Source organism: Nisaea sp., from assembly GCF_034670185.1.
Classification (GTDB): domain Bacteria; phylum Pseudomonadota; class Alphaproteobacteria; order Thalassobaculales; family Thalassobaculaceae; genus Nisaea.
Map to the genome: position 1 here is coordinate 1,527,188 of NZ_JAXMNY010000001.1, position 19,419 is coordinate 1,546,606.

Annotated in this window: 19 protein-coding genes; 7 read left to right on the plus strand and 12 right to left on the minus strand. The window is 60.6% G+C overall.

Annotation, left to right across the window (positions count from 1 at the left end):
• Positions 1 to 45 precede the first annotated feature (45 nt).
• Genes VOI22_RS07250 through VOI22_RS07260 form a run of 3 tightly spaced genes read left to right on the plus strand, consistent with a single transcriptional unit; the run spans position 46 to position 5,180 of the window.
• Positions 46 to 1,200: a CaiB/BaiF CoA-transferase family protein gene (locus tag VOI22_RS07250; RefSeq protein ID WP_323795859.1), complete on the plus strand. Its 1,155-nt coding sequence runs from the start codon at positions 46 to 48 to the stop codon at positions 1,198 to 1,200.
• Entirely contained in the window at positions 1,197 to 2,726 is a 1,530-nt protein-coding gene (locus VOI22_RS07255; protein WP_323795860.1) for an aldehyde dehydrogenase family protein, read from the plus strand. Before VOI22_RS07250 ends, VOI22_RS07255 begins: the two co-directional genes overlap by 4 nt.
• A gap of 36 nt (positions 2,727 to 2,762) precedes the next feature.
• The gene (locus tag VOI22_RS07260) at positions 2,763 to 5,180 is read left to right on the plus strand and encodes a penicillin acylase family protein (protein WP_323795861.1); all 2,418 of its coding nucleotides are present in this window, start codon (positions 2,763 to 2,765) and stop codon (positions 5,178 to 5,180) included.
• A 6-nt stretch (positions 5,181 to 5,186) separates the two neighbouring features.
• Here the strand turns inward: VOI22_RS07260 and VOI22_RS07265 are convergent, their stop codons facing one another.
• Positions 5,187 to 5,789, minus strand: a complete 603-nt coding sequence (locus VOI22_RS07265; protein ID WP_323795862.1) for a hypothetical protein — start codon at positions 5,787 to 5,789, stop codon at positions 5,187 to 5,189.
• A gap of 199 nt (positions 5,790 to 5,988) precedes the next feature.
• Here VOI22_RS07265 and VOI22_RS07270 point away from each other — a divergent pair, with 199 nt between their 5' ends.
• Complete coding sequence (locus VOI22_RS07270) at positions 5,989 to 7,236, plus strand: threonine ammonia-lyase (protein ID WP_323795863.1); 1,248 nt, start codon at positions 5,989 to 5,991, stop codon at positions 7,234 to 7,236.
• Between the two features lie 30 nt (positions 7,237 to 7,266).
• Here VOI22_RS07270 and VOI22_RS07275 read toward each other — a convergent pair whose 3' ends face one another.
• Positions 7,267 to 7,743 carry a flavin reductase family protein gene (locus VOI22_RS07275; protein ID WP_323795864.1) on the minus strand — a complete coding sequence of 159 codons (477 nt, stop codon included), beginning with the start codon at positions 7,741 to 7,743 and terminating at the stop codon, positions 7,267 to 7,269.
• A 207-nt stretch (positions 7,744 to 7,950) separates the two neighbouring features.
• Between VOI22_RS07275 and motA the strand changes: the two genes are divergently transcribed.
• The 3 genes from motA (at position 7,951) to VOI22_RS07290 (ending at position 10,686) form a co-directional block, all read left to right on the plus strand.
• Complete coding sequence (gene motA, locus VOI22_RS07280; protein ID WP_323795865.1) at positions 7,951 to 8,811, plus strand: flagellar motor stator protein MotA; 861 nt, start codon at positions 7,951 to 7,953, stop codon at positions 8,809 to 8,811.
• Between the two features lie 81 nt (positions 8,812 to 8,892).
• Positions 8,893 to 9,948, plus strand: coding sequence for a flagellar motor protein MotB (locus VOI22_RS07285; protein ID WP_028464709.1), 1,056 nt, complete (start codon positions 8,893 to 8,895; stop codon positions 9,946 to 9,948).
• Positions 9,949 to 9,957: 9 nt separating this feature from the next.
• Entirely contained in the window at positions 9,958 to 10,686 is a 729-nt protein-coding gene (locus VOI22_RS07290) for an arginyltransferase (RefSeq protein ID WP_323795866.1), read from the plus strand.
• On the opposite strand, the gene VOI22_RS07295 is transcribed toward VOI22_RS07290, so the two are convergent.
• From VOI22_RS07295 to VOI22_RS07340, 10 genes are all read right to left on the minus strand, one after another.
• Positions 10,683 to 11,132 (minus strand): GNAT family N-acetyltransferase, encoded by a 450-nt coding sequence (locus tag VOI22_RS07295; RefSeq protein ID WP_323795867.1) that lies wholly within the window; start codon positions 11,130 to 11,132, stop codon positions 10,683 to 10,685. The two genes, VOI22_RS07290 and VOI22_RS07295, sit on opposite strands and share 4 nt — an antisense overlap.
• A gap of 27 nt (positions 11,133 to 11,159) precedes the next feature.
• Positions 11,160 to 13,370: a DNA topoisomerase IV subunit A gene (gene parC, locus VOI22_RS07300; RefSeq protein WP_323795868.1), complete on the minus strand. Its 2,211-nt coding sequence runs from the start codon at positions 13,368 to 13,370 to the stop codon at positions 11,160 to 11,162.
• 102 nt (positions 13,371 to 13,472) lie between these two features.
• Positions 13,473 to 14,222, minus strand: coding sequence for a DNA repair protein RecO (gene recO, locus VOI22_RS07305; protein WP_323795869.1), 750 nt, complete (start codon positions 14,220 to 14,222; stop codon positions 13,473 to 13,475).
• Positions 14,209 to 15,045, minus strand: coding sequence for an ion transporter (locus VOI22_RS07310; RefSeq protein WP_323795870.1), 837 nt, complete (start codon positions 15,043 to 15,045; stop codon positions 14,209 to 14,211). The genes recO and VOI22_RS07310 overlap by 14 nt, the downstream gene beginning before the upstream one ends.
• A 75-nt stretch (positions 15,046 to 15,120) precedes the next feature.
• Entirely contained in the window at positions 15,121 to 16,047 is a 927-nt protein-coding gene (gene era, locus VOI22_RS07315) for a GTPase Era (protein ID WP_323795871.1), read from the minus strand.
• Positions 16,040 to 16,714, minus strand: coding sequence for a ribonuclease III (gene rnc, locus VOI22_RS07320; RefSeq protein ID WP_323795872.1), 675 nt, complete (start codon positions 16,712 to 16,714; stop codon positions 16,040 to 16,042). Before rnc ends, era begins: the two co-directional genes overlap by 8 nt.
• A 7-nt stretch (positions 16,715 to 16,721) precedes the next feature.
• Positions 16,722 to 17,438 (minus strand): signal peptidase I, encoded by a 717-nt coding sequence (gene lepB / locus VOI22_RS07325; RefSeq protein WP_323795873.1) that lies wholly within the window; start codon positions 17,436 to 17,438, stop codon positions 16,722 to 16,724.
• 131 nt (positions 17,439 to 17,569) lie between these two features.
• Positions 17,570 to 17,992 carry a holo-ACP synthase gene (gene acpS, locus VOI22_RS07330; RefSeq protein WP_323795874.1) on the minus strand — a complete coding sequence of 141 codons (423 nt, stop codon included), beginning with the start codon at positions 17,990 to 17,992 and terminating at the stop codon, positions 17,570 to 17,572.
• A gap of 9 nt (positions 17,993 to 18,001) precedes the next feature.
• Positions 18,002 to 18,757 carry a pyridoxine 5'-phosphate synthase gene (locus tag VOI22_RS07335; protein ID WP_323795875.1) on the minus strand — a complete coding sequence of 252 codons (756 nt, stop codon included), beginning with the start codon at positions 18,755 to 18,757 and terminating at the stop codon, positions 18,002 to 18,004.
• Positions 18,754 to 19,374 (minus strand): DUF2062 domain-containing protein, encoded by a 621-nt coding sequence (locus VOI22_RS07340; RefSeq protein ID WP_323795876.1) that lies wholly within the window; start codon positions 19,372 to 19,374, stop codon positions 18,754 to 18,756. The genes VOI22_RS07335 and VOI22_RS07340 overlap by 4 nt, the downstream gene beginning before the upstream one ends.
• Positions 19,375 to 19,419: the final 45 nt, after the last annotated feature.

Sequence of the window (19,419 nt, forward strand, 5' to 3'; positions counted from 1 at the left end):
TAATTCGCCCCAGATCTCTGAGTTAATTCATAAAGGACACAGCGCATGGCAGCGTCAGGAGGCCCTCTTTCCGGGGTGACCGTGGTCGATCTCTCGCGGATTCTCGCGGGGCCCTATTGCACCATGATGATGGCGGAACTCGGCGCCCGGGTGATCAAGGTGGAAACGCCTGAAACCGGCGACGACGCGCGGCATTACGGGCCGTTCATCAACGGCAAGTCGGCCTATTTCCAGTCCGTCAACCGGGGCAAGGAAAGCATTGCCCTGAACCTGAAGGACGAGGGCGACAAGGCGATCCTCGACAAGCTGCTGGAGAAGGCCGACATCATCGTCGAGAACTTCCGGCCCGGGACCATGGAAAAGCTCGGCTTCGGCTGGGAACGGCTGCATGAGAAATTCCCGAAGCTGATCTATGTCTCCGCCTCCGGCTTCGGCCATTCCGGCCCCGACATGTACCGCCCGGCTTACGATATGGTCGTGCAGGGCATGGGCGGCATCATGAGCATTACCGGCCATGAGGGCGCACCGCCGACCCGGATCGGCACCTCCATCGGCGATATCGGCTCCGGCCTCTATGCCGCCATCGGCGCCATGTCCGCACTGTTCCATCGCTCCGAGACCGGTGAGGCGACGAAAGTCGACATCTCCATGTTCGACTGCCAGCTCGCCCTGCTGGAAAACGCGATCATGCGCTATTTCGTTACCGGCACCGCGCCGGGACCGCTTGGCGCCCGCCATCCCTCGATCACGCCTTTCGAGGCCTTCGAGACCGAAGACGGCTACATCATCATCGCCGCAGGGAACGACGGACTGTTCCACAAGATGGCCGATGCCCTCGGCAAGGAAAGCTGGAAGACCGACGACCGTTTCCTGACGAACGACCTCCGGGCACAGCACCAAGCCTATCTGAAGCTTGAGATCGAGGCGATCCTAGGCACCAACACTACGGCTCATTGGGGCGGCATTCTGGATGAAGCAGGCGTGCCGAACGGACCGATCAACGATGTTGGCCAGGCCGCGGAGCATCCTCAGGCCGCTGCCCGCAACATGATCGTGGATGTGGACGATCCGGTCACCGGCGCGATGAAAGTCGTCGGCAACCCGATCAAACTGACCGCGTTCGACGATCCGAAGACCCGCGTTCCATCACCGAACCTCGATCAGGACCGCGACCGTATCCTCAAGGAGCTTGGACTATGAATTTGATGCGCAACGAGCTCGATTTCTCGAGCGAACCTGCTCTCACCCCGAACACCGATCCCTACGCGCTGGCGAAGGCTCTGTCCGGCCGCCACCTGATCGGCGGCAAGCTGGTCCCGGCCTCCTCCGGCAACAGCTTCGAGGTCATTGATCCGGCCACCGGCACCGTCATCGGCTATGGCGCCGAGGGCGACGAGACCGACGTGAACGCAGCGGTGGAAGATGCAGCCACCGCGCAGAAGGAATGGGGCAAGATGCGGGCCCGCGACCGGGGCGCGCTGATCCATAAATGCGGCGAAGTCCTGATGGACCATGTCGAGGAGCTTGGCCGCCTCATCGCTCTTGAAACCGGTAAGGCACTGCGCACCGAAAGCCGTGTCGAGGCCTCGATCCTGGCCGACGCCTTCCTGTTCCATGCCGGCCTCGCGTCTGAGCTGAAGGGCGAGACCGTTCCGCACCATCCGGACATGCTGACCATCACCGTGCGCGAGCCGGTCGGTGTCGTCGGCGCGATCATTCCATGGAACGTGCCGCTGCTGCTGATGGCACTGAAGATCGCCCCGGCACTGGTCGCCGGCAACACCGTGGTGGTGAAATCCGCCGAGGAAGCGCCGCTGACCGTCCTGCGCGTCTGCCAGATCCTGGCCTCCGTGCTGCCTGCCGGCTGCTTCAACATGCTGTCCGGTTACGGCCCGGAATGCGGTGCCCCACTGGTTGCCCATCCGAAGGTCGGCAAGATCACCTTCACCGGCTCCGTCGAGACCGGCAAGATCGTCTACAAAACCGCCGCCGACAAACTGATCCCGGTGACCCTGGAGCTCGGCGGCAAGAGCCCGATGATCGTCATGAAGGACGCCGATATCGACAAGGCCATCGGCGGCGCCGTCACCGGCATGCGCTTCACCCGCCAGGGCCAGAGCTGCACCGCCGCCAGCCGGATGTTCGTCCATGCCGACGTGCATGACGCATTCGTCGCCAAGCTGCGCGAGAAGGTCGACGCCATGGTGATGGGCGATCCGCTGGACGAGAAGACCGATATCGGCACCATCATCTCGCCGGAGCAGTTCGACAAGGTGAAGTCCTATATCGACCACGGCAAGGGCGAGGCCGGAGCGGAAGCAATCGAATGCTCCGCCATGCCGACCGACGCCAAGTTCAAGGACGGCCTGTTCGTCCGCCCAGTCGTCTTCCTCGGCATGACGAACGACAGCAAGCTGGCCCGCGAGGAGATCTTCGGCCCGGTGACCTGCGTCATCAAATGGACCGACGAGGAAGAAGTGCTCGCTGCCGCCAATGACAGTGATTACGGCCTCGCCGCCACGGTCTGGACCAACGACCTCAAGGCCGCGCTGAACTTCACCGAGAAACTGGAAGCCGGCTTCGTGCAGGTGAACCAGAACCTGGTCGTGCAGCCGGGTCTTTCCTATGGCGGCGTGAAGCAGTCCGGCATCGGCAAGGAAGCCACGCTGGAAGCCATGCTGGAGCACTTCACGAAAAAGAAGACCATCATCTTCAACAAGACCTGATCGCGCGTCATAGCGTAATCGATAGGGAGAAGGCCGATGCTGAGATGGGGTAAACGTCTTGCGATCGGCCTTCTCTTTGTCTTTGTGGGCTTCAATTTCGGCTGTGCAGCCTTGCTCGTCTGGCTGAGCGGCTCAGTGCCCCAGATCGAGGGAGACGTCGCCCTGGCAGGGCTGACCGCCCCCGTGACGATTGCCCGGGACGATGCCGGTGTGCCGCTGATCAAGGCAGGCTCGGGCGGCGACGTCTATTTCGCCCTCGGTTATGTCCACGCCCAGGACCGGCTCTGGCAAATGGAATCCATGCGCCGGATCGGCGCCGGACGGATCGCAGAAATCGTCGGAAATCTCTCCGCTTCGGCGGGCGACAGCGTGCTCTCATTCGACCGTCTGACCCGCGGCCTCGGGCTTTATCGCCGTGCGGAGGAAACCTACCGCCGGGCATCGCCTGAATTGAAACTGGCGCTCGAGCGTTATGCGGACGGGGTTAACGCTTACCTGAAGACCCGTGACGGCGCCCTGCCGCCGGAATTCATCGTATTGTTTCACGAACCGGAGCCCTGGAAGCCGGCCGATAGCTTGGTCTGGCAACAGCTCATGGCATTCCAGCTCGGCACCAACTGGTCCTCCGAACTGGACCGCCTCCGGATGATTGAGGCCGGACTCAGCCCCGACCAGATCGCCTTCCTGTACCAGGGACCGGACGGCCGGAAGCCGGACATGGCGCCCCAGCAACAAGGCCTCCTCTCTCCGGGAGAGCTCAACGCGGCAACACAGCTCGCGGCCGCTCTGCCTGCCCAGCTTGCGCCTGACGGCGCGTCGAATGCGTGGGCTCTTTCGGGCAGCAGAACCAAAAGCGGCAAGCCCCTGCTCGCCAGCGACCCTCACCTGAGGCTCACCAATCCCAATTTGTGGTATCTCACCCGGATCGAGACTCCTGATGGCACGCTCGCGGGCGTGACAGTTCCCGGCGTCCCCTTTCTGATCCTCGGACACAACGACCACATCGCCTGGGGATTTACGACACCGCTTGCAGACACCCAGGATCTCTTCATCGAACAGGTCGATCCGGGCGATCCGGCGCGATACCTGACATCGGACGGCAGTCAGGCATTCGAGATCAGGGAAGAGCGTTTCCGCATCGGTGACCGCGAAGTCAGCGAGACTTTCCGGACAACGCGGCACGGTCCGGTTCTCTCCGATATCTGGAGCCGCGCCAGACAACCCGGCCAAAAGACGGTCCTCGCTCTCGGTGCCACCTCGCTCAAGCCGGGCGATAACAGCGTCGAGAGTTTTCTCCTCCTGAACCGGGCCCGCTCGGTCGATGAGGCGATAGAAGCATTGAGCGATTTTTCCAGCCCACCGCAAAATGTCACCCTGGCGGACCGGGACGGCTCAATCGCCCTGCTCCTCGCCGGACGGATGCCGGTGAGAAAAGGGGGTGACGGCTTCATGCCCGCTGACGGCGCAACCGGCTCCGGGGACTGGATTGGATGGGTCGACAGGAACCGGCTGCCCCTCATCCGCAACCCCGAAAGCAATATGGTCGTTCAGGCAAACGACCATTTGCCGCGCCGCGACCCCACGCTTTCTCTTAGCCGGGAATTCGTCGCGCCATTCCGGACGGAACGCATCCGGGAACGACTGCTGGAGACAAGCACCGGCGCCACGGCACAAGCGCAGGCCGATTTGCAGATGGATAACTTTTCGTCGGACGTGCCGCACACGCGGGCTCTGCTGCTGCAACATCTCAAGCTAGGGGCATTGTCTGACCTGGAGCGGGATATGGTCGAGAAGCTCCGGCAATGGAACGGGGAGATGCGCAGAGACCGCGTAGAGCCGCTGGTCTACACCCTCTGGACCGCGCTTTTGCACCGTAAGATCTTCGGCGATGAGCTCGGATATCTGATCAGCGACTACCGGCGCGCCTATCCGCATATGTTCGACGCCGTCCTGACCGATGCCCCGGAATGGTGCGACGATATCCGCTCCACCATCGTCGAGCCCTGCACCGTGTCCGTGCGGGACAGCCTGCAGGAAGCCATTGCCCGCCTGACGGCCAAATTCGGGCCGAACCCGGAAGACTGGCGCTGGGGCGAGGCTCACGAATCCCGGTTCAGGCACCAACTCTGGTCACGAGTGCCCTTCCTCGACAAGATTTTGGACAGCCAGATCGCAACCGACGGCGGCGACTTCACCGTGAACCGGGGTAGCCCGAGCGTGCGGATTTCTGAGACGGATTTCAGTTTCTATCATGTCCACGGAGCCGGTATCCGCGCGGTCTACGATCTCTCGGATCTCGACGCCTCGCTATTCAGCCTGTCGCTCGGCCAGTCCGGTAATCCGTTCTCGGAGTTCTATCACGATCAGGCAGAAGCCTGGGCGAATGGCCGCTACCGTCGAATCAGCACATCGGAAGCGTCTCCCGAGCGGACTCTCACACTTCGGCCGGAATAACGCTGATCAGAAACGCAGCCGGGCGCCGAGCATGAAATTCTGGGCGAAGCCGGAATCGTCTTCTTCGGCTCTGAGGTTGGGCTGTGCCGTCCGGGTATAAAAGGCCCGATACTCCGTGAAGAAGTCCCAGCTATCCGATAGCTCGTAGGTCGCGCCAAAGCCAAGCTCAAGGGCTGGCGACATCTCGTCCTGACGGTCGAGACCGGTGCCATAGGCCAGTCCCAGGCCAGCGACCACGTGTGGGCGAAGCAACCACTCATCGCCAAGATCGAAGGAATGGTTGAGAGAGATCGACAAAACATCCCCCGATCCGTAAGGGTCAGGCCCGCGCCCAAGCCCGACCTGGCCGGTCGGCTCGCCCAGATCTGTGTAGCGGAGGGAAAACTGATAGCGCTCGCCACTCCGGAAATCGTCCAGACTGCGGCGCTCCGGCTCGTTAACGAAGCCCGGCTGGTCTTGCTCTTTATTGCCGAAACGATCGGTCGATGCGCCGAGAAAATACCAAGCGTTCTGCTGCTTATCGAGTTCGTCAGCAGCACAAACCGCGGGTATCCCCGCAATAGCGAGGTAAAAAACGGCAGGCGTAACAATACGGCCAAGGCAGGACATTTGATGTCCCTCCAACAACACTGCGTTCCCGGTGAGTCCCTTAATTCTCTCCAAGAACGGCGTATACTCGCCCTTCCCCGTATGACTGGACTCCTATCACGCTCCGGCGGAGGCTGGGAGTCAAATCAGCGTTAATTGAACACCCTCCGGTGACCGGGCCGGCATGCAATAATCCGGCCGTCCCTACTGGAGCATTGAGATGACCCTGCCTGTTACATTCGAAGATATTGAAAAGGCTCAGGAACAGCTGAGCGGCAAAATCCTTCGAACGCCGACCATTCCGGCGCCGGCGCTTGGCCAGGCGCTCGGGATCGACTTGACCCTGAAACTCGAAAACCTGCAACTCACCGGGTCGTTCAAGTCACGCGGCGCCTATGTGAAGCTCTCCAGCCTGAACGCGGAAGAGCGCGCCCGCGGCGTCATCGCCATGTCGGCGGGCAATCATGCGCAGGGCGTGGCCTATCACGCGACCGCTCTCAGTATTCACTCAACCATCGTCATGCCGGCGGCGACACCGTTCACCAAAGTCGAAAAGACCCGAAATTACGGCGCTCAGGTCGTTCAGTTCGGCGCGACGCTCGCCGAAAGCCGGGACAAGGTTGAGGAGCTGATCGCCGAGCACGGATATGTGCTGATCCACCCTTATGACGATCCGATGATCATCGCCGGTCAGGGAACCGCCGGGCTGGAACTGATGCAGGATGCCGGTGCCGCCGGCGCTATCGAAACACTGGTGGTGCCAATCGGCGGTGGCGGCTTGATTTCGGGTATGGCGATAGCCGCCAAGAAGTTCAATCCGGCCATCGAGATTATCGGCGTTCAGTCGGAACAGTTTCCGTCCATGTACGCTGCCTTGCGCGGCCAGCCCCCACGTTTCGGCGGTGAGACCCTGGCCGAAGGCATCGCGGTGAAAATTCCCGGCGCCATGACCACGGAAATCTGCCGCACGCTCGTCGATGACATCATCCTGGTCGACGAGATCGAGATCGAGCGCGCCGTCAATGGCTGTGCCGAGCACCAAAATCTGGTCGCCGAAGGCGCCGGTGCCGCTGGCATCGCGGCGATGATCAAGGCGCCGGAGCGATTTGCCGGAAAGCGCGTCGCCAGCGTGATCTGCGGCGGCAATATCGACCAGCGCATGCTGGCAACCGTCCTGCTGCGCGGCCTCACGCGCCACGGACGCCTCGCCCGCCTGCGGATCGACATCACCGATCAGCCGGGTACGCTTGCGCGCGTGGCCGGGCTTATCGGCCGGTCAGGCGCCAATATCGTCGAGGTGCATCACCAGCGCATGTTCCAGGATGTGCCAATCAAGCAAGCCGAACTCGAAGTGCTGATCGAGACCCGCAACCCAGATCACGTTCTGGAAATCGTCGCCGCGCTTGACGCTGAAGGTCTGAAGACCAGCGTTCTGAGCAACATGGCTATGGAGGGGCGGCCTCTCTGAGGACCTGGGGACGGCAAAGCTCTCTTACGCTCAGGAAACCGAGCGATAGGCACCGCGATAGTAAATCAGCGGCTTGGCTTCTCCGCGAATGGGGCCGAGGCGTTCAACCCGTCCGACAAGAATTGAGTGATCGCCGGCTTCATGTAACGCATGCAATGTGCAATCGATGGCCGCGAGAGCACCATTGAGAACGGGAGCCCCTGTCACCCAGGGCTCGTGCTTAACACCATCGAAACGGTCGCCGACGTCGGAGCTGAAGCGGACGGAAAGGTCCGCCTGATCCGCGGAGAGAATATTGATCGCGAAGCAGCCGCTTCCGGAAAACGCATCGTGGCACTTAGCATCCTTGCCAATGCAGACCAGCACCAGAGGTGGATCTAGAGACACGGATGAAAACGAGCTCGCAGTAAACCCGTCGAGGCGCCCTCGATTGACGGTTGTGACCACCGTCACCCCCGTAGCGAAGCGCCCCATCACATCGCGGAACTGTTCCGAATTCACTGACATTGCGAGCACCGCTCCTTATTTCTGCCGGAAATCCGCCAATTGCAGGCTGTTACCGGCTAAAACATCAACGGCTGACATGGCCCAAAGCCGCCAATAAATCAATTGTTTACCCCTTGTTGTTTACAAATAACCGAAATTTGAGGGATATTAGCGTTTGAATGTTTCCCGAAATACGTTCTGGGACCATTACCCGGTGGAGAGCGTTACATGCTGGTGATCATTGGTTGGATCGTCGTTATTGTCTGCGTGATCGGCGGATACATGGCCATGGGCGGAAAACTTGGACCGCTTTGGCAGCCGTTCGAACTGGTGATTATCGGCGGCGCTGGCGTTGGCGCTTTCATCACAGCAAATCCCAAGCATGTTCTCGGTCAAGCTGGCCGCGGCTTCGGAGCTGCTCTGAAAGGTCCGAAATACTCCAAAGACGATTACCTTGAGCTGCTCAGTCTGATGTATGCGATCTTCAAGCTCGCTAAAACAAAAGGCATGCTGGCTATCGAATCTCATATCGAGAGGCCGGAGGACAGTTCACTGTTCCAGGCCTTCCCCAAATTCTCTTCCGATCATCACGCGCTTGATTTCCTCTGCGATTACCTCCGGATGATGACCCTCGGCACCGACAACCCGCACGAGCTGGCTGACTTACTCGACGAAGAGCTTGAGACCCACCATGCTGAAGATGCAGCGGTTGCGACCGCCTTCCAGACTATGGGAGACGGCTTCCCGGCTCTGGGTATCGTCGCGGCCGTGCTCGGCATCATCAAAACCATGGGGTCGATCACCGAACCGCCGGAAGTGCTCGGCAAGCTTATCGGTGGCGCTCTGGTGGGAACCTTCCTCGGCATTCTGCTCGCCTATGGCTTCGTGAGCCCGTTGGCAGCGACCATGGGGACGACCCTGAATGCCGATGCCAAATACCTTGGCTGCATCAAGGCCGGGCTACTCGCCCACGTCTCGGGCTACGCCCCGGCGGTCTCGGTGGAATTCGCTCGCAAGACGCTTATGTCCAAGGACCGCCCCTCCTTCTTCGAGGTCGAGGAAGCTGTCGCGGCCTTGCCTCCGGTCTAGCACGGACCGATATCTGGCACGCAGAATGCAACAGGCGGCCAAGAGTCATTCTAGCCGCGCGCCGAACGGGAACGAGAAAGCTTGGACAACCACGCCAGCATAATTATCAAGAAGGTCAAAAAGGGTGGCCATGGCGGTCACCATGGCGGTGCCTGGAAGGTTGCCTATGCCGACTTCGTGACCGCAATGATGGCCTTCTTCCTGCTCCTCTGGTTGCTGAACGCGACCACCGAGGAACAGAAGATGGGTATCTCCAACTATTTCGATCCAACAGCTATCTCGCGCTCCACCCGAAGCGGTTCCGGCGGCGTCCTCGGCGGGACCTCAATCACCGTGCCGGGCGCACTGAAATCCGCTTCCTCTCCGCCGATGATCAGCACACCACAGGTGGCACGCCCCCAAGCGGAAAACACGGAATCCCTCGACGCTGATTCAGACGATCCGGAAAACATCGAATCCCGCCTCGGCAGCGACGACGACGCCGAAGGCCTGATCAGCGCAGAGAAGCTGGAAAAACTGCTTGAGGAACGGGAAGCCGCCCAGTTCGCCTCGGCTGAAAAAATGCTCCGCAAGGCGATTGAAGATTCGAACGATCCTGAATTGAAAGAGATCGCTGACAGCCTGCAAATCGATAATGCGCCTGAAGGTCTGCGCATCCAGTTGCTTGACCAGGAAAAGGTCGCCCTGTTCCCGCTCGGCAGCGCCGACATGTTCGAGCAGACCCGCAAGCTTCTGGCAAAAGTGTCCGAAATCATCAGCAAGCTGCCGAACAAGATCAAAATCTCCGGCCACACGGACTCCCGTCCGTTCCCCGAAGGCGCGACCTATACGAACTGGGAGCTGTCCGCCGACCGCGCCCTCTCCAGCCGGCGCGCGCTCATCGCCAATGGCATTCCGGGAGGCCGCGTCGCCCAGGTCGTCGGTATGGCCGATACCGATCCGATCGAGCCAAACGACCCGACCTCACCCAGCAACCGGCGGATCAGTATCGTTCTGCTGAAGCAGGATTTCAGCGATCAAGCCGCCGATGCGGTCGCGTCCGGACAGCCCGCGGTTCAGCCGCTCGAGACCACGCTTCCGCCGATCATCGCGCCCGACAATGGCTCGGCCCTGCCGCCAGTGCGATCCGGAGGCTAACCCCGACGCATGTTTGACAATCTTCGCGCCCGCCCTCTCGCGTTCTTCCATACGCTGCCCATGCCATGCCCCTATCTTCCGGGCAAGACCGAGCGGCGCCTGATCGCGGACATCTCGAGCCGCCGTGGCCAGCTTGCGCACGATGCCCTGGCGAAGGCCGGATTTCGCCGCACTCAACACCTGACCTACCGGCCAGCCTGCCCTGGCTGCAACGCCTGCCATCCGGTCCGGGTCCGCTGTGCCGATTTCCGCTGGTCCAGGACCTTTCGGAAGCTGCTGAAACGTAATGCTGACCTGACCGCGCGCCCGGTCCAGTCCATCGCCACACGTGAGCAGTACCAATTGTTCCAGGCCTACCAGCAAGGCCGGCACGGCGACGGTGAGATGGCGATGATGGATTTCGCGGACTATGCGGAAATGGTCGAGCGCTCGCCTATCGAGACCTATCTGATCGAGTATCGCGATGCCGCCCAGGAGCTGGTGGCAATCATGCTGGTGGACGAACAGGAAGACGGCCTGTCCGCCGTCTACAGTTATTTCGATACAGCGGACGCCACGCGCGGCTTCGGCACCTATATGGTGCTTGACCTGATCGAGCGGACGAAAGCGCGCGGTCTCAACTATGTCTATCTCGGCTACTGGATCCCGGACTGTCGGAAGATGGCCTATAAGACCAAGTACCGGCCTTATGAGCTGCTGACACCGGAAGGCTGGATTGAAGCCAGCCCGGAAGGCTAGTCCGCGAGATTCTTTGCCATGTCGACGATAAAATTTCCAGGGCGCCTTGCTGTCGTCCGCTCTCCCGTGACGATATAGCCGAGACGGCGATACAACTCGATATTCCGCGTCATTTTCCGGTTGGTATAGAGCCGGATCTCCCGATGACCTCGCTCAGCCCCTATACGCTCCGCGAATGCCAGCATTTTTGAGCCCAGTCCATGTCCCTGGAACACCGGACCTACCGCGACATTGAAAACCGTCCAGTCCGCCGCATCGGGTTCCATCTCGACAACCGCACAGACAGAGCCGTCTTCCGCGATCGCGACCCATGCCAACCCGGCCCTGATGAAACGCCCGTGATCAGCGTTGACGGGCATAGGCGTCCCGCCGATCACCGCAATCCATGAAAGATAAGCGTCGCGCGTAAGTGCCTCTATCGCCACTTCATCCGTAGGGACGGCCATCCGAATTGGATACTCCGCCCCCATGGTTCACGTAAACCGCGCTGGCCTCGGAAAACCGTTCGGCGGCATCTTGCCGGCACCGGCCCGCTTGCCGCGCCAGGTGGTCAGGTCGGTCTCGGTACGAGTTCGGCCGCCGGTCTGCTCCCAGCTCAACCCCTCTTCCCCCTTCAGGAAAGTCACGTCGCCGAGTCGGCCGTCCTTGTAGCGCTGCAGGATCACACCCTTGCCACGCGCCATTTCCGGTACTTCAGATGCTTCAAAGACCAGCAGCTTGCGGTTAGTACCGACAATGGCGATCAACTCGCCCTCGACCGGCAGACAGATTTGCGCCTTCGCGCCCGCACCCGGATTGAGCACCTGCTTACCCGCCTTCTTCTGGGCGAGCAGATCGTCGGAATTCACAATGAAGCCGCGTCCGTCACTGGAGGCGAGCAACAGCCGCTGGCCCTTGCGGTGCGGCAGGATATCGACGATTTCCTCGTCATTATCGAGGTCGATCATCAAACGCAGCGGCTCGCCGTGACCGCGGCCACGAGGCAGTTTGTCCGCCGTGATCGTAAAGAACCGGCCGTCGCTGGCAAAAATCAGAATCCGGTCCGTGGTTTCCGCACGGATCAGGAACTTACCCTCGTCGCCTTCCTTGAACTTCAAATCGGCATCGTCCGCGATATGGCCTTTCATGGCGCGGATCCAGCCTTTTTCGGAGCAGATGATGGTAATCGGCTCGCGCTCGACCATCGCTTCCATCGGCACTTCGACATCGGACGGCGCCGCGCCGATTTCGGTCCGGCGGCGGCCAAGCTCGGTCTGCTTGCTGAAGGTACGGCGGATCTCGCTGATCTCTCCCGCTACCGTCTTCCAGCGTTTGCCTTCATCTTCCAGCAGGGCCTCGATGTCCAGCTTCTCCGCTGTCAGTTCCTCAAACTCCTTGCGGAGCTCGATTTCTTCCAGCTTGCGCAGGCTCCGCAACCGCATATTGAGAATGGCCTCGGCCTGACGCTCGGTCAGCTCGAAACGGCGGATCATCTCTTCTTTCGGATGATCCTCCTCGCGGATGATCCGGATCACCTCATCGATATTAAGAAAAGCGATCAGATAGCCGGCGAGCACTTCCAGCCGGTCTTCGATCTTACCGAGACGGAATTTAGAGCGCCTGATCAACACCTCATGGCGATGATCCAGATAAGCCCGCAGCGTTTCCGGCAAGGACATGACGCGCGGTGTCTGATCCGCATCGAGAACGTTGAGATTCAAGCTGAACTTGATTTCAAGGTCGGTGAATCTGTAGAGGCTCTCCATCAGGACAGCCGGGTCGACATTGCGGTTCTTCGGCTCCAGTACAACCCGGACGTCCGCCGCCGACTCGTCGAGAATATCCCCGAGCAATGCCAGTTTTCGGGCTTGCATCAGCTCCGCCATCCGCTCGATCAGGCGTGACTTCTGAACCTGATACGGGATCTCGGTAATGACAATCTGATAGGTGCCGTTCTTGAGCTTCTCGACCTCGTATTTGGCCCGGAGCCGGAAGCTGCCTCGACCTGTGCGGTAGGCCTCGATCACAGCCGCCCGGTCTTCCACCAGCATTCCGCCGGTCGGGAAGTCCGGGCCCGGGATCATATCGACCAGCGTTTCGATGCGCGCTTCCGGATACTTGATCAGGTGCAGCAGCGCGTCGCAGAGTTCTTCCACATTGTGCGGCGGAATGTTGGTTGCCATACCGACCGCAATACCCTGCGACCCGTTAGCCAAGAGGTTCGGGAAGGCGGCCGGGAGAACAAGCGGCTCGCTGCCTTCTCCGTCATAGGTCTGGCGGAAATCAACCGCGTCCTCGTCGATACCGCGCAACAACAGCTCCGCGACCGCAGTCATGCGCGCTTCCGTGTAGCGCATGGCCGCAGCGTTATCGCCGTCGATATTGCCGAAATTCCCTTGCCCGTCGACCAGCGGATAACGGACCGCAAAATCCTGCGCCAGGCGGACCATCGCATCGTAGATCGCAGAGTCGCCGTGCGGGTGGAATTTACCCATCACGTCGCCGACCACGCGGGCGGATTTCTTGAAGGCATCGTCCGGGGAAAGCCGGAGTTGGCGCATGGCAAACAGCAGACGCCTGTGCACAGGCTTCAGTCCGTCGCGCACATCCGGCAGCGAGCGGGACATGATCGTCGACATGGCATAGGCGAGGTAACGTTCGCTCAGCGCCTCGGCAAGGCCGGTATCCCGAATGTCAGGTAGCATGGATCTTGTGGACCTTCATGAGTCTGGACGCCAGATATTGTATGCGAGCCCGCTTCCCGTTCCAAGTCCGCAGACACGGTCTAAGCACAAAGCCAGGTATTTTCAACCAATCGGTTCGGCCCCCGCGGACGACTCGATCCGGTCCCGGAAGCGGGTCCGCGATGCCGGGCTCTGCTCACCCTGGGTATTGAACAGATGCTTCTCCAGAAAGTGGCCGGTCAGGTCCAGCCCCTTCAGAAGATCCGTCATCGCTCCGTCACCCCGTCCAATCAGGAAATCCGGCATGGCCAGAAGCTTTTCCCGATAGGGTTCGCCCGCCGAGAGGGAAACAGCACGCCCGGTGCGCGGGCTGACATAGGCAAGTTCGTCATTGGTACCGGTCGCCGCACAGCTCGCAAGGTCGAGCCCGTAGCCGAGCTCCGCCAGCACGCCAAGCTCCCAGCGGACATAGACGGCAACCCAGAGATCGCCGAGCGCTTCGTTGCGCATGGCATGGATCAGGGCCTGAAGCCCGGCATGGACCGCCGGATGCGGCTCTCGCTCCGGCAGGGCCCGGTCGGCAACGGCACAAGCCGCCGCTAGGCCTGACAGTTTTAGCGGGTCGTCGAACAGATCGGCAGCATGGCTTTCATCCAGCTCCAGGGAATAGCTCCCGAGTTGCTCCGCCAACCGCGCTTGCCAGACTGCACGCACCGCATTTCCAGGCTGCAGCATTCCCTTGTGGCGGGCCGACGCGCCTCCGCGCATCAAGCCGGCATGGCGTCCATGCGCCTCGGTCATCAATGTGACAATAGCCGCGCTTTCGCCATGCGGCCGGACCGACAGAACAATACCTTCGTCAGTCCAATCCACTCTGATGCCTTTCGCTTTCCGGCCCAGGACCGGCAGCAGCCTCATCCCGCCCCCGGCGCGCCTTGCGCTCCTGGTAGGCGGTCGAAAGCGCGGAAGCGAGAATACCGGCCGGCATGGCAACGAGCCCAATGCCGGAAAGAGCAACGAGGCCAGCCAATATCTTGCCAATTGTCGTGGCCGGGTAGACATCGCCATAGCCGACAGTTGTCAGTGTCGCGATGGCCCACCACATCGCACGCGGGATACTGCCGAACGCCTCGGGTTGCACGTCCCGCTCCGCGACATAAAGCAACGTTGCCGCCACGATCATCATGGCAAGTGCGACCAGACTGCTGAAGGCCAGCTCATAGCGGCGATCGACGATGCCGTGCCAGATCTGACGTGCCGCTGTTGTAAACGGCCCCGTGCGCGCCAGTGTGAGCACCCGAAACAGCCGCATCAGGCGCAACACGTAGAAACCCGTGCCACCAACCGACGCAATAAAGGGAGCCAGCAGAAACGGTGTGATAGCAAGCAGGTCGATCAAGGCAACCGGCGTGAAAACGTATTTAAAGCGCCCTATTAAGCCTGAGAATTCCTTACGCTCACCGGCAGACCAGAGCCGCGCCAGATACTCCGTCACGAACAGCCATCCGAAAAACTGCTCCAGAGTGATGAACAGCATCGGCGCCACTGTTTGGATTTCCGGCTCCGTTTCCAGCACGACCACCGTTACGGAAACCAGGATCGCGACGATCAGCGCCCTGTTCACGAGGGACATCGTGTGACCGGGGCGTGCTTCGATGTCGAGCTGCCGCCAAACCTGATGTCGAAGGCTATCCAAAGGGCCTACCTAAGCACATTGAGAAACAGTCTTCCCTGATAAGGCCCACAAATACCTGTCCACCATAACAAAGTTTCAGGCGTTCGGGTCGAGGCCCCATTCACGATAGCGTTCCGGATCATCGATCCAGTTCTCGCGCACCTTCACGAAAAGGAAGAGATGAATGCGCTTGTCGAATATCTCCTGCATCTGTCGGCGGGCGGCAGCACCGATGGCCTTCACCATTGCTCCACCTTTGCCAAGCACGATCTTTTTCTGTCCGTCACGCTGCACGTAAATCACCTGATTGACGACCGCACTGCCATCTTCCTTCTCGACCCAGCTCTCGGTTTCAACCGTCGATGAATAGGGCAGCTCCTGATGCAGGCGGTTGAATACTTCCTCGCGGGTGATCTCTGCTGCCAGCAGACGCAGCGGCAGATCCGTCACCTCGTCCGGCGGATAGAGATAGGGGCCCGCCGGCATCCGGTCCGCGAGGTACTTCAACAGGTCATCGCAGCCGTCGCCATTCTCGGCCGAGATCATGAAGGTTTCTTCTGCAATACCGGTTTCAGCGAGCTCCGCCGCGAAGGGCAGCAGGGTTTCGCGGGCCGTGTCATCGATCTTGTTAAGAACCAGAATGACCTTGCGTTGAGACTTTTTAAGCCCCTCGATGATGCGCTGCGTGTCCTCGTCGACTTTCTTGCGGGAGGCGTCGACCATCAGCACGACAAGATCCGCGTCGCCCGCGCCTTCCCAGGCAGCGTGCACCATGGCCCGGTCGAGCCGATGCTTCGGCTCGAAAATGCCGGGTGTGTCGACAAACACGATCTGGGTCTCGCCATGCATGCAGACACCGCGGATACGCGTGCGTGTGGTCTGTACCTTGCGGGTGACGATGGAGACCTTGTAACCAACCAGCCGGTTGACCAAAGTCGATTTTCCGGCATTCGGCGCGCCCACAACGGCGACAAACCCCGCCCGTGTTCCAATGTCATTGCCGTTTGCCTGTGTATCAGCCATTCAGTTTCGCAATCATCTTGCCTGCTGCATCCTGTTCGGCGATGCGCTTCGATTTACCGGTCCCGGTCGTCTCGCCATGACCCTGGACAGAGACCCTGATCGTAAATTCCGGGGCGTGAGCCGGGCCGTCCCGGTTAACGGTATCATATGTCGGGAGCGGAATTTTCCGCGCCTGCACCCATTCCTGCAGCGTTGTCTTGGCATCCTGCGGCGGTCGCAACTCCGCTTCAACGAGCGGGTTCCAGCCCTGCAGGATAAACCGCCTCGCCGCTTCCAGTCCGCCATCAAGATAGAGCGCCCCGATGACCGCTTCCATGGCATCGGAAAGGATCGTCTCGCTTTCCCGCACACCGGCTTCGGTCTCGCCGCGGGAGACAATCAGAAAGCGCCCGAGGCCAATCTGCCGCGCAATCTCCGACAGAGCTTCGCGCCTGACAAGGCCGACATGTCGTTTTGCGATCGCCCCTTCCCTCTCATGCGGGAAGCGGTCCAGCAGATGCTCGGCCATGATCAGGGCCAGCACCCGGTCGCCAAGGAATTCAAGGCGCTCGTATGCATTCCAGGCCCGCGGCTCTGCGCTCGCGTGCGTTACGGCCCGGCGGAGAACGTCGGTATGGCCGAAAGTGTGGCCAAGAATTTCCTCGAGTTCTGAGAGATCGGCTTCCATCTGTTGGTTACTCAATGACTTTGAACAACCTGCTAAATCTTGTGGCAAACGGCCAGTTCCACACCTCGTACCATCGCGTACTTCCGTCAGTCGAGAAGAACAGGATCTCAGCACGTCCGACAAAATTATCGACCGGGACCATACCAACAGAGCTATCGCGGCTGTCGAGCGAATTGTCCCGGTTATCGCCCATCATGAAGTAAAAACCTTCGGGGATCTGGAACTCTTCGGTGTTATCAAGCTGCGCCCTGTTGCCCATGGCTTCCAGTATCCGATGCTCGACACCGTTCGGCAGGGTCTCGATGAACTGCGGAATGGACGCCATTCGGCCATATGGATCAGTCATTACATAGTCTTCGACCCGCCGCCGTTCGACCATCTCGCCGTTGATATAGAGACGGCCCTGCTTCATCTGCACCCGGTCGCCCGGCAGGCCAATCACACGCTTGATATAGTCCGTAGCCTCATCCGTCGGCTTCTTGAAGACAGCGACGTCACCACGCTCCGGCGCGGTAAACAGGACGCGGCCTTCGAACAATGGCGGAGAGAACGGAAGAGAGTGCCGGCTGAAGCCGTAGGACGGCTTGGAGACGAACAGATAATCACCAACGAGCAAGGTCGGGAACATCGACCCGGACGGGATATTGAATGGCTCGTAAGCGACGGTTCGGAAGCCAACGGCAATCAGGATTGCGTAGACGAGCGTCTTGATGAATTCCCGCATGATACTCCAGGGGGCGCGGTGACAATATTATCAGAACAAGTCTGGACGACGGGATACATCGTCAGCTGTCCGCGGTTGCGGGCGGCAAGGCGCCATGTATGCCGGATTCCCGAGAATACGGCAAGCGACGCCTATCCGCCCAGATTCTCCCTCAAACCCGGCGCTTCGGCGGAAATGACGACAAAAGCCTGCGCCATGGGCGGCTCATCCGTCAGCGACAGATCGACGCGTGCGACGAGACCGCCCGGCGTGATCTGCTGCAAACGAGCCGCAGCGGTACCGCTAAGCTCAAAAGACGGCTTTCCCGAGGTATCGTTGACGACTTCGAGCTCACGCCACTGGATACCCGGACGATCCGCTTCTCCAAGAGCTTTCCAGATGGCCTCCTTGGCCGCAAAGCGCTTCGCGTAGACTGCGGCCCTGTTGGCTTTTGTATCGGCTCGGGCACGCTCCCCGTCAGTAAAAATACGGGCCAGAAAGCGGTCTCCGAAGCGGTCGATTGACCGCTCAATACGGGTGATGTCGACCAGATCGCTACCGATGCCAAGGATCATGTGCCGACCTCAGGCTCCAACCCGGCCGGTCGCGCCGGCCCGGGCGTTGTCCATCAGGGACCGCATGCGCCGGATGGCACTGTCGAGGCCGCTGAAAATCGCCTCCCCGATCAGAAAATGCCCGATATTCAGTTCATGGAACTCCGGCATCTCGGCAACCGGTGCAACCGTGTCAAAGGAAAGACCGTGTCCGGCATGCATTTCCAGGCCGCGTTCGGCGCCGTATCGGGCTGCATCCCGAAGACGCTCCAGCTGGGCCGCTCGCGCAGCCTCGCCTTCCGCCTCGCAATAGGCACCTGTATGAAGCTCCACGACCGGCGCACCGAGCGCCACCGCCGCATCGATCTGCCGCTTGTCCGCTTCGATGAAGAGCGAGACCCTGATGCCCGCCTCTTTCAGCGCATCGCAGTGGCGGGTCAGATGATTATGCAGACCAGCCGCGTCCAGACCGCCTTCAGTGGTCACTTCCTCGCGCTTCTCCGGAACGATACAGGCCGCGTGCGGCTTGTGGCGGAGCGCGATATCGAGCATCTCGTCGGTCGCCGCCATCTCGAAGTTCAACGGAAGGTCGATCTCGCGCGTCAGCCGCTCGATATCGGCATCGGAAATGTGTCGGCGGTCTTCGCGCAGGTGCGCCGTAATACCATCCGCGCCGGCTTCAGCCGCAAGACGGGCTGCCCGCACCGGGTCCGGATGGGCGCCGCCCCGTGCGTTCCGGATCGTCGCCACATGATCGATATTAACGCCAAGCCGCAAATAACTCATTGGCTTCCCGCTCCCTGCTCAGAAACCCTACCATCAACAGGCAGTCTCTCTGCGTCCGCACTCTTCCGAGCCACCGCATCGTCCCGCCGTTCCGTCCGTCGCCTCCGATAACCCTCGATCAGGCCAAGCAGTGGCAAATAGAGGAGGAACCAGACAGCAATCGCTGTCGGCACGCTACCGACAACCATTGTGAACAGTAGATCGACACTTTGCCCCAACGACTCTCCGGAAATGATCCCAAGGAAAAAGTCCAAGGTCAATTTCGGCGGCTCCACGCCTTCGGGAGTGCCGACGATCCAGCTGCCCACCTTGAAGATCCAGAGCCAGATGAAAGGAAACGTCCAGGGATTGCCGATCGCCGTGCCGATCGCCGAGGCCAGGATATTGGCCCGGATGCTCCAGGCGAAAAGTCCCGCGAGAATGAAATGCAAACCGATCAGCGGCGTGAAGGACGCAGCGGCCCCGCACGCAAAGCCCGCGGCGATGCTGTAAGGCGTCCCCGGCATTCGCCCCAGCCGATGGCCCGTATAGCGCCACAGCCGACCGAACCCCATCCGCGGCCAGATAAATTGACGAATCCTGGAGACAGTACTCACTGCCTGCCGGCGTTTAAACATGTACGCCGAACCTTTCCTCTGTTCACGCTCATCGTACCGTTGGAA

Bases quoted from the DNA above. Each gene is read 5' to 3' on its own strand.
- VOI22_RS07295 (WP_323795867.1), bottom strand. From the start codon at position 11,132: ATGGCCGTCCCTACGGATGAAGTGGCGATAGAGGCACTTACGCGCGAC.
- lepB (WP_323795873.1), bottom strand. From the start codon at position 17,438: ATGCGGGAATTCATCAAGACGCTCGTCTACGCAATCCTGATTGCCGTT.
- parC (WP_323795868.1), bottom strand. From the start codon at position 13,370: ATGCTACCTGACATTCGGGATACCGGCCTTGCCGAGGCGCTGAGCGAA.
- era (WP_323795871.1), bottom strand. From the start codon at position 16,047: ATGGCTGATACACAGGCAAACGGCAATGACATTGGAACACGGGCGGGG.
- VOI22_RS07340 (WP_323795876.1), bottom strand. From the start codon at position 19,374: ATGTTTAAACGCCGGCAGGCAGTGAGTACTGTCTCCAGGATTCGTCAA.
- VOI22_RS07275 (WP_323795864.1), bottom strand. From the start codon at position 7,743: ATGTCAGTGAATTCGGAACAGTTCCGCGATGTGATGGGGCGCTTCGCT.
- VOI22_RS07290 (WP_323795866.1), top strand. From the start codon at position 9,958: ATGTTTGACAATCTTCGCGCCCGCCCTCTCGCGTTCTTCCATACGCTG.
- VOI22_RS07265 (WP_323795862.1), bottom strand. From the start codon at position 5,789: ATGTCCTGCCTTGGCCGTATTGTTACGCCTGCCGTTTTTTACCTCGCT.
- motA (WP_323795865.1), top strand. From the start codon at position 7,951: ATGCTGGTGATCATTGGTTGGATCGTCGTTATTGTCTGCGTGATCGGC.
- VOI22_RS07270 (WP_323795863.1), top strand. From the start codon at position 5,989: ATGACCCTGCCTGTTACATTCGAAGATATTGAAAAGGCTCAGGAACAG.
- VOI22_RS07250 (WP_323795859.1), top strand. From the start codon at position 46: ATGGCAGCGTCAGGAGGCCCTCTTTCCGGGGTGACCGTGGTCGATCTC.
- VOI22_RS07335 (WP_323795875.1), bottom strand. From the start codon at position 18,757: ATGAGTTATTTGCGGCTTGGCGTTAATATCGATCATGTGGCGACGATC.
- VOI22_RS07260 (WP_323795861.1), top strand. From the start codon at position 2,763: ATGCTGAGATGGGGTAAACGTCTTGCGATCGGCCTTCTCTTTGTCTTT.
- rnc (WP_323795872.1), bottom strand. From the start codon at position 16,714: ATGGAAGCCGATCTCTCAGAACTCGAGGAAATTCTTGGCCACACTTTC.
- acpS (WP_323795874.1), bottom strand. From the start codon at position 17,992: ATGATCCTTGGCATCGGTAGCGATCTGGTCGACATCACCCGTATTGAG.
- VOI22_RS07255 (WP_323795860.1), top strand. From the start codon at position 1,197: ATGAATTTGATGCGCAACGAGCTCGATTTCTCGAGCGAACCTGCTCTC.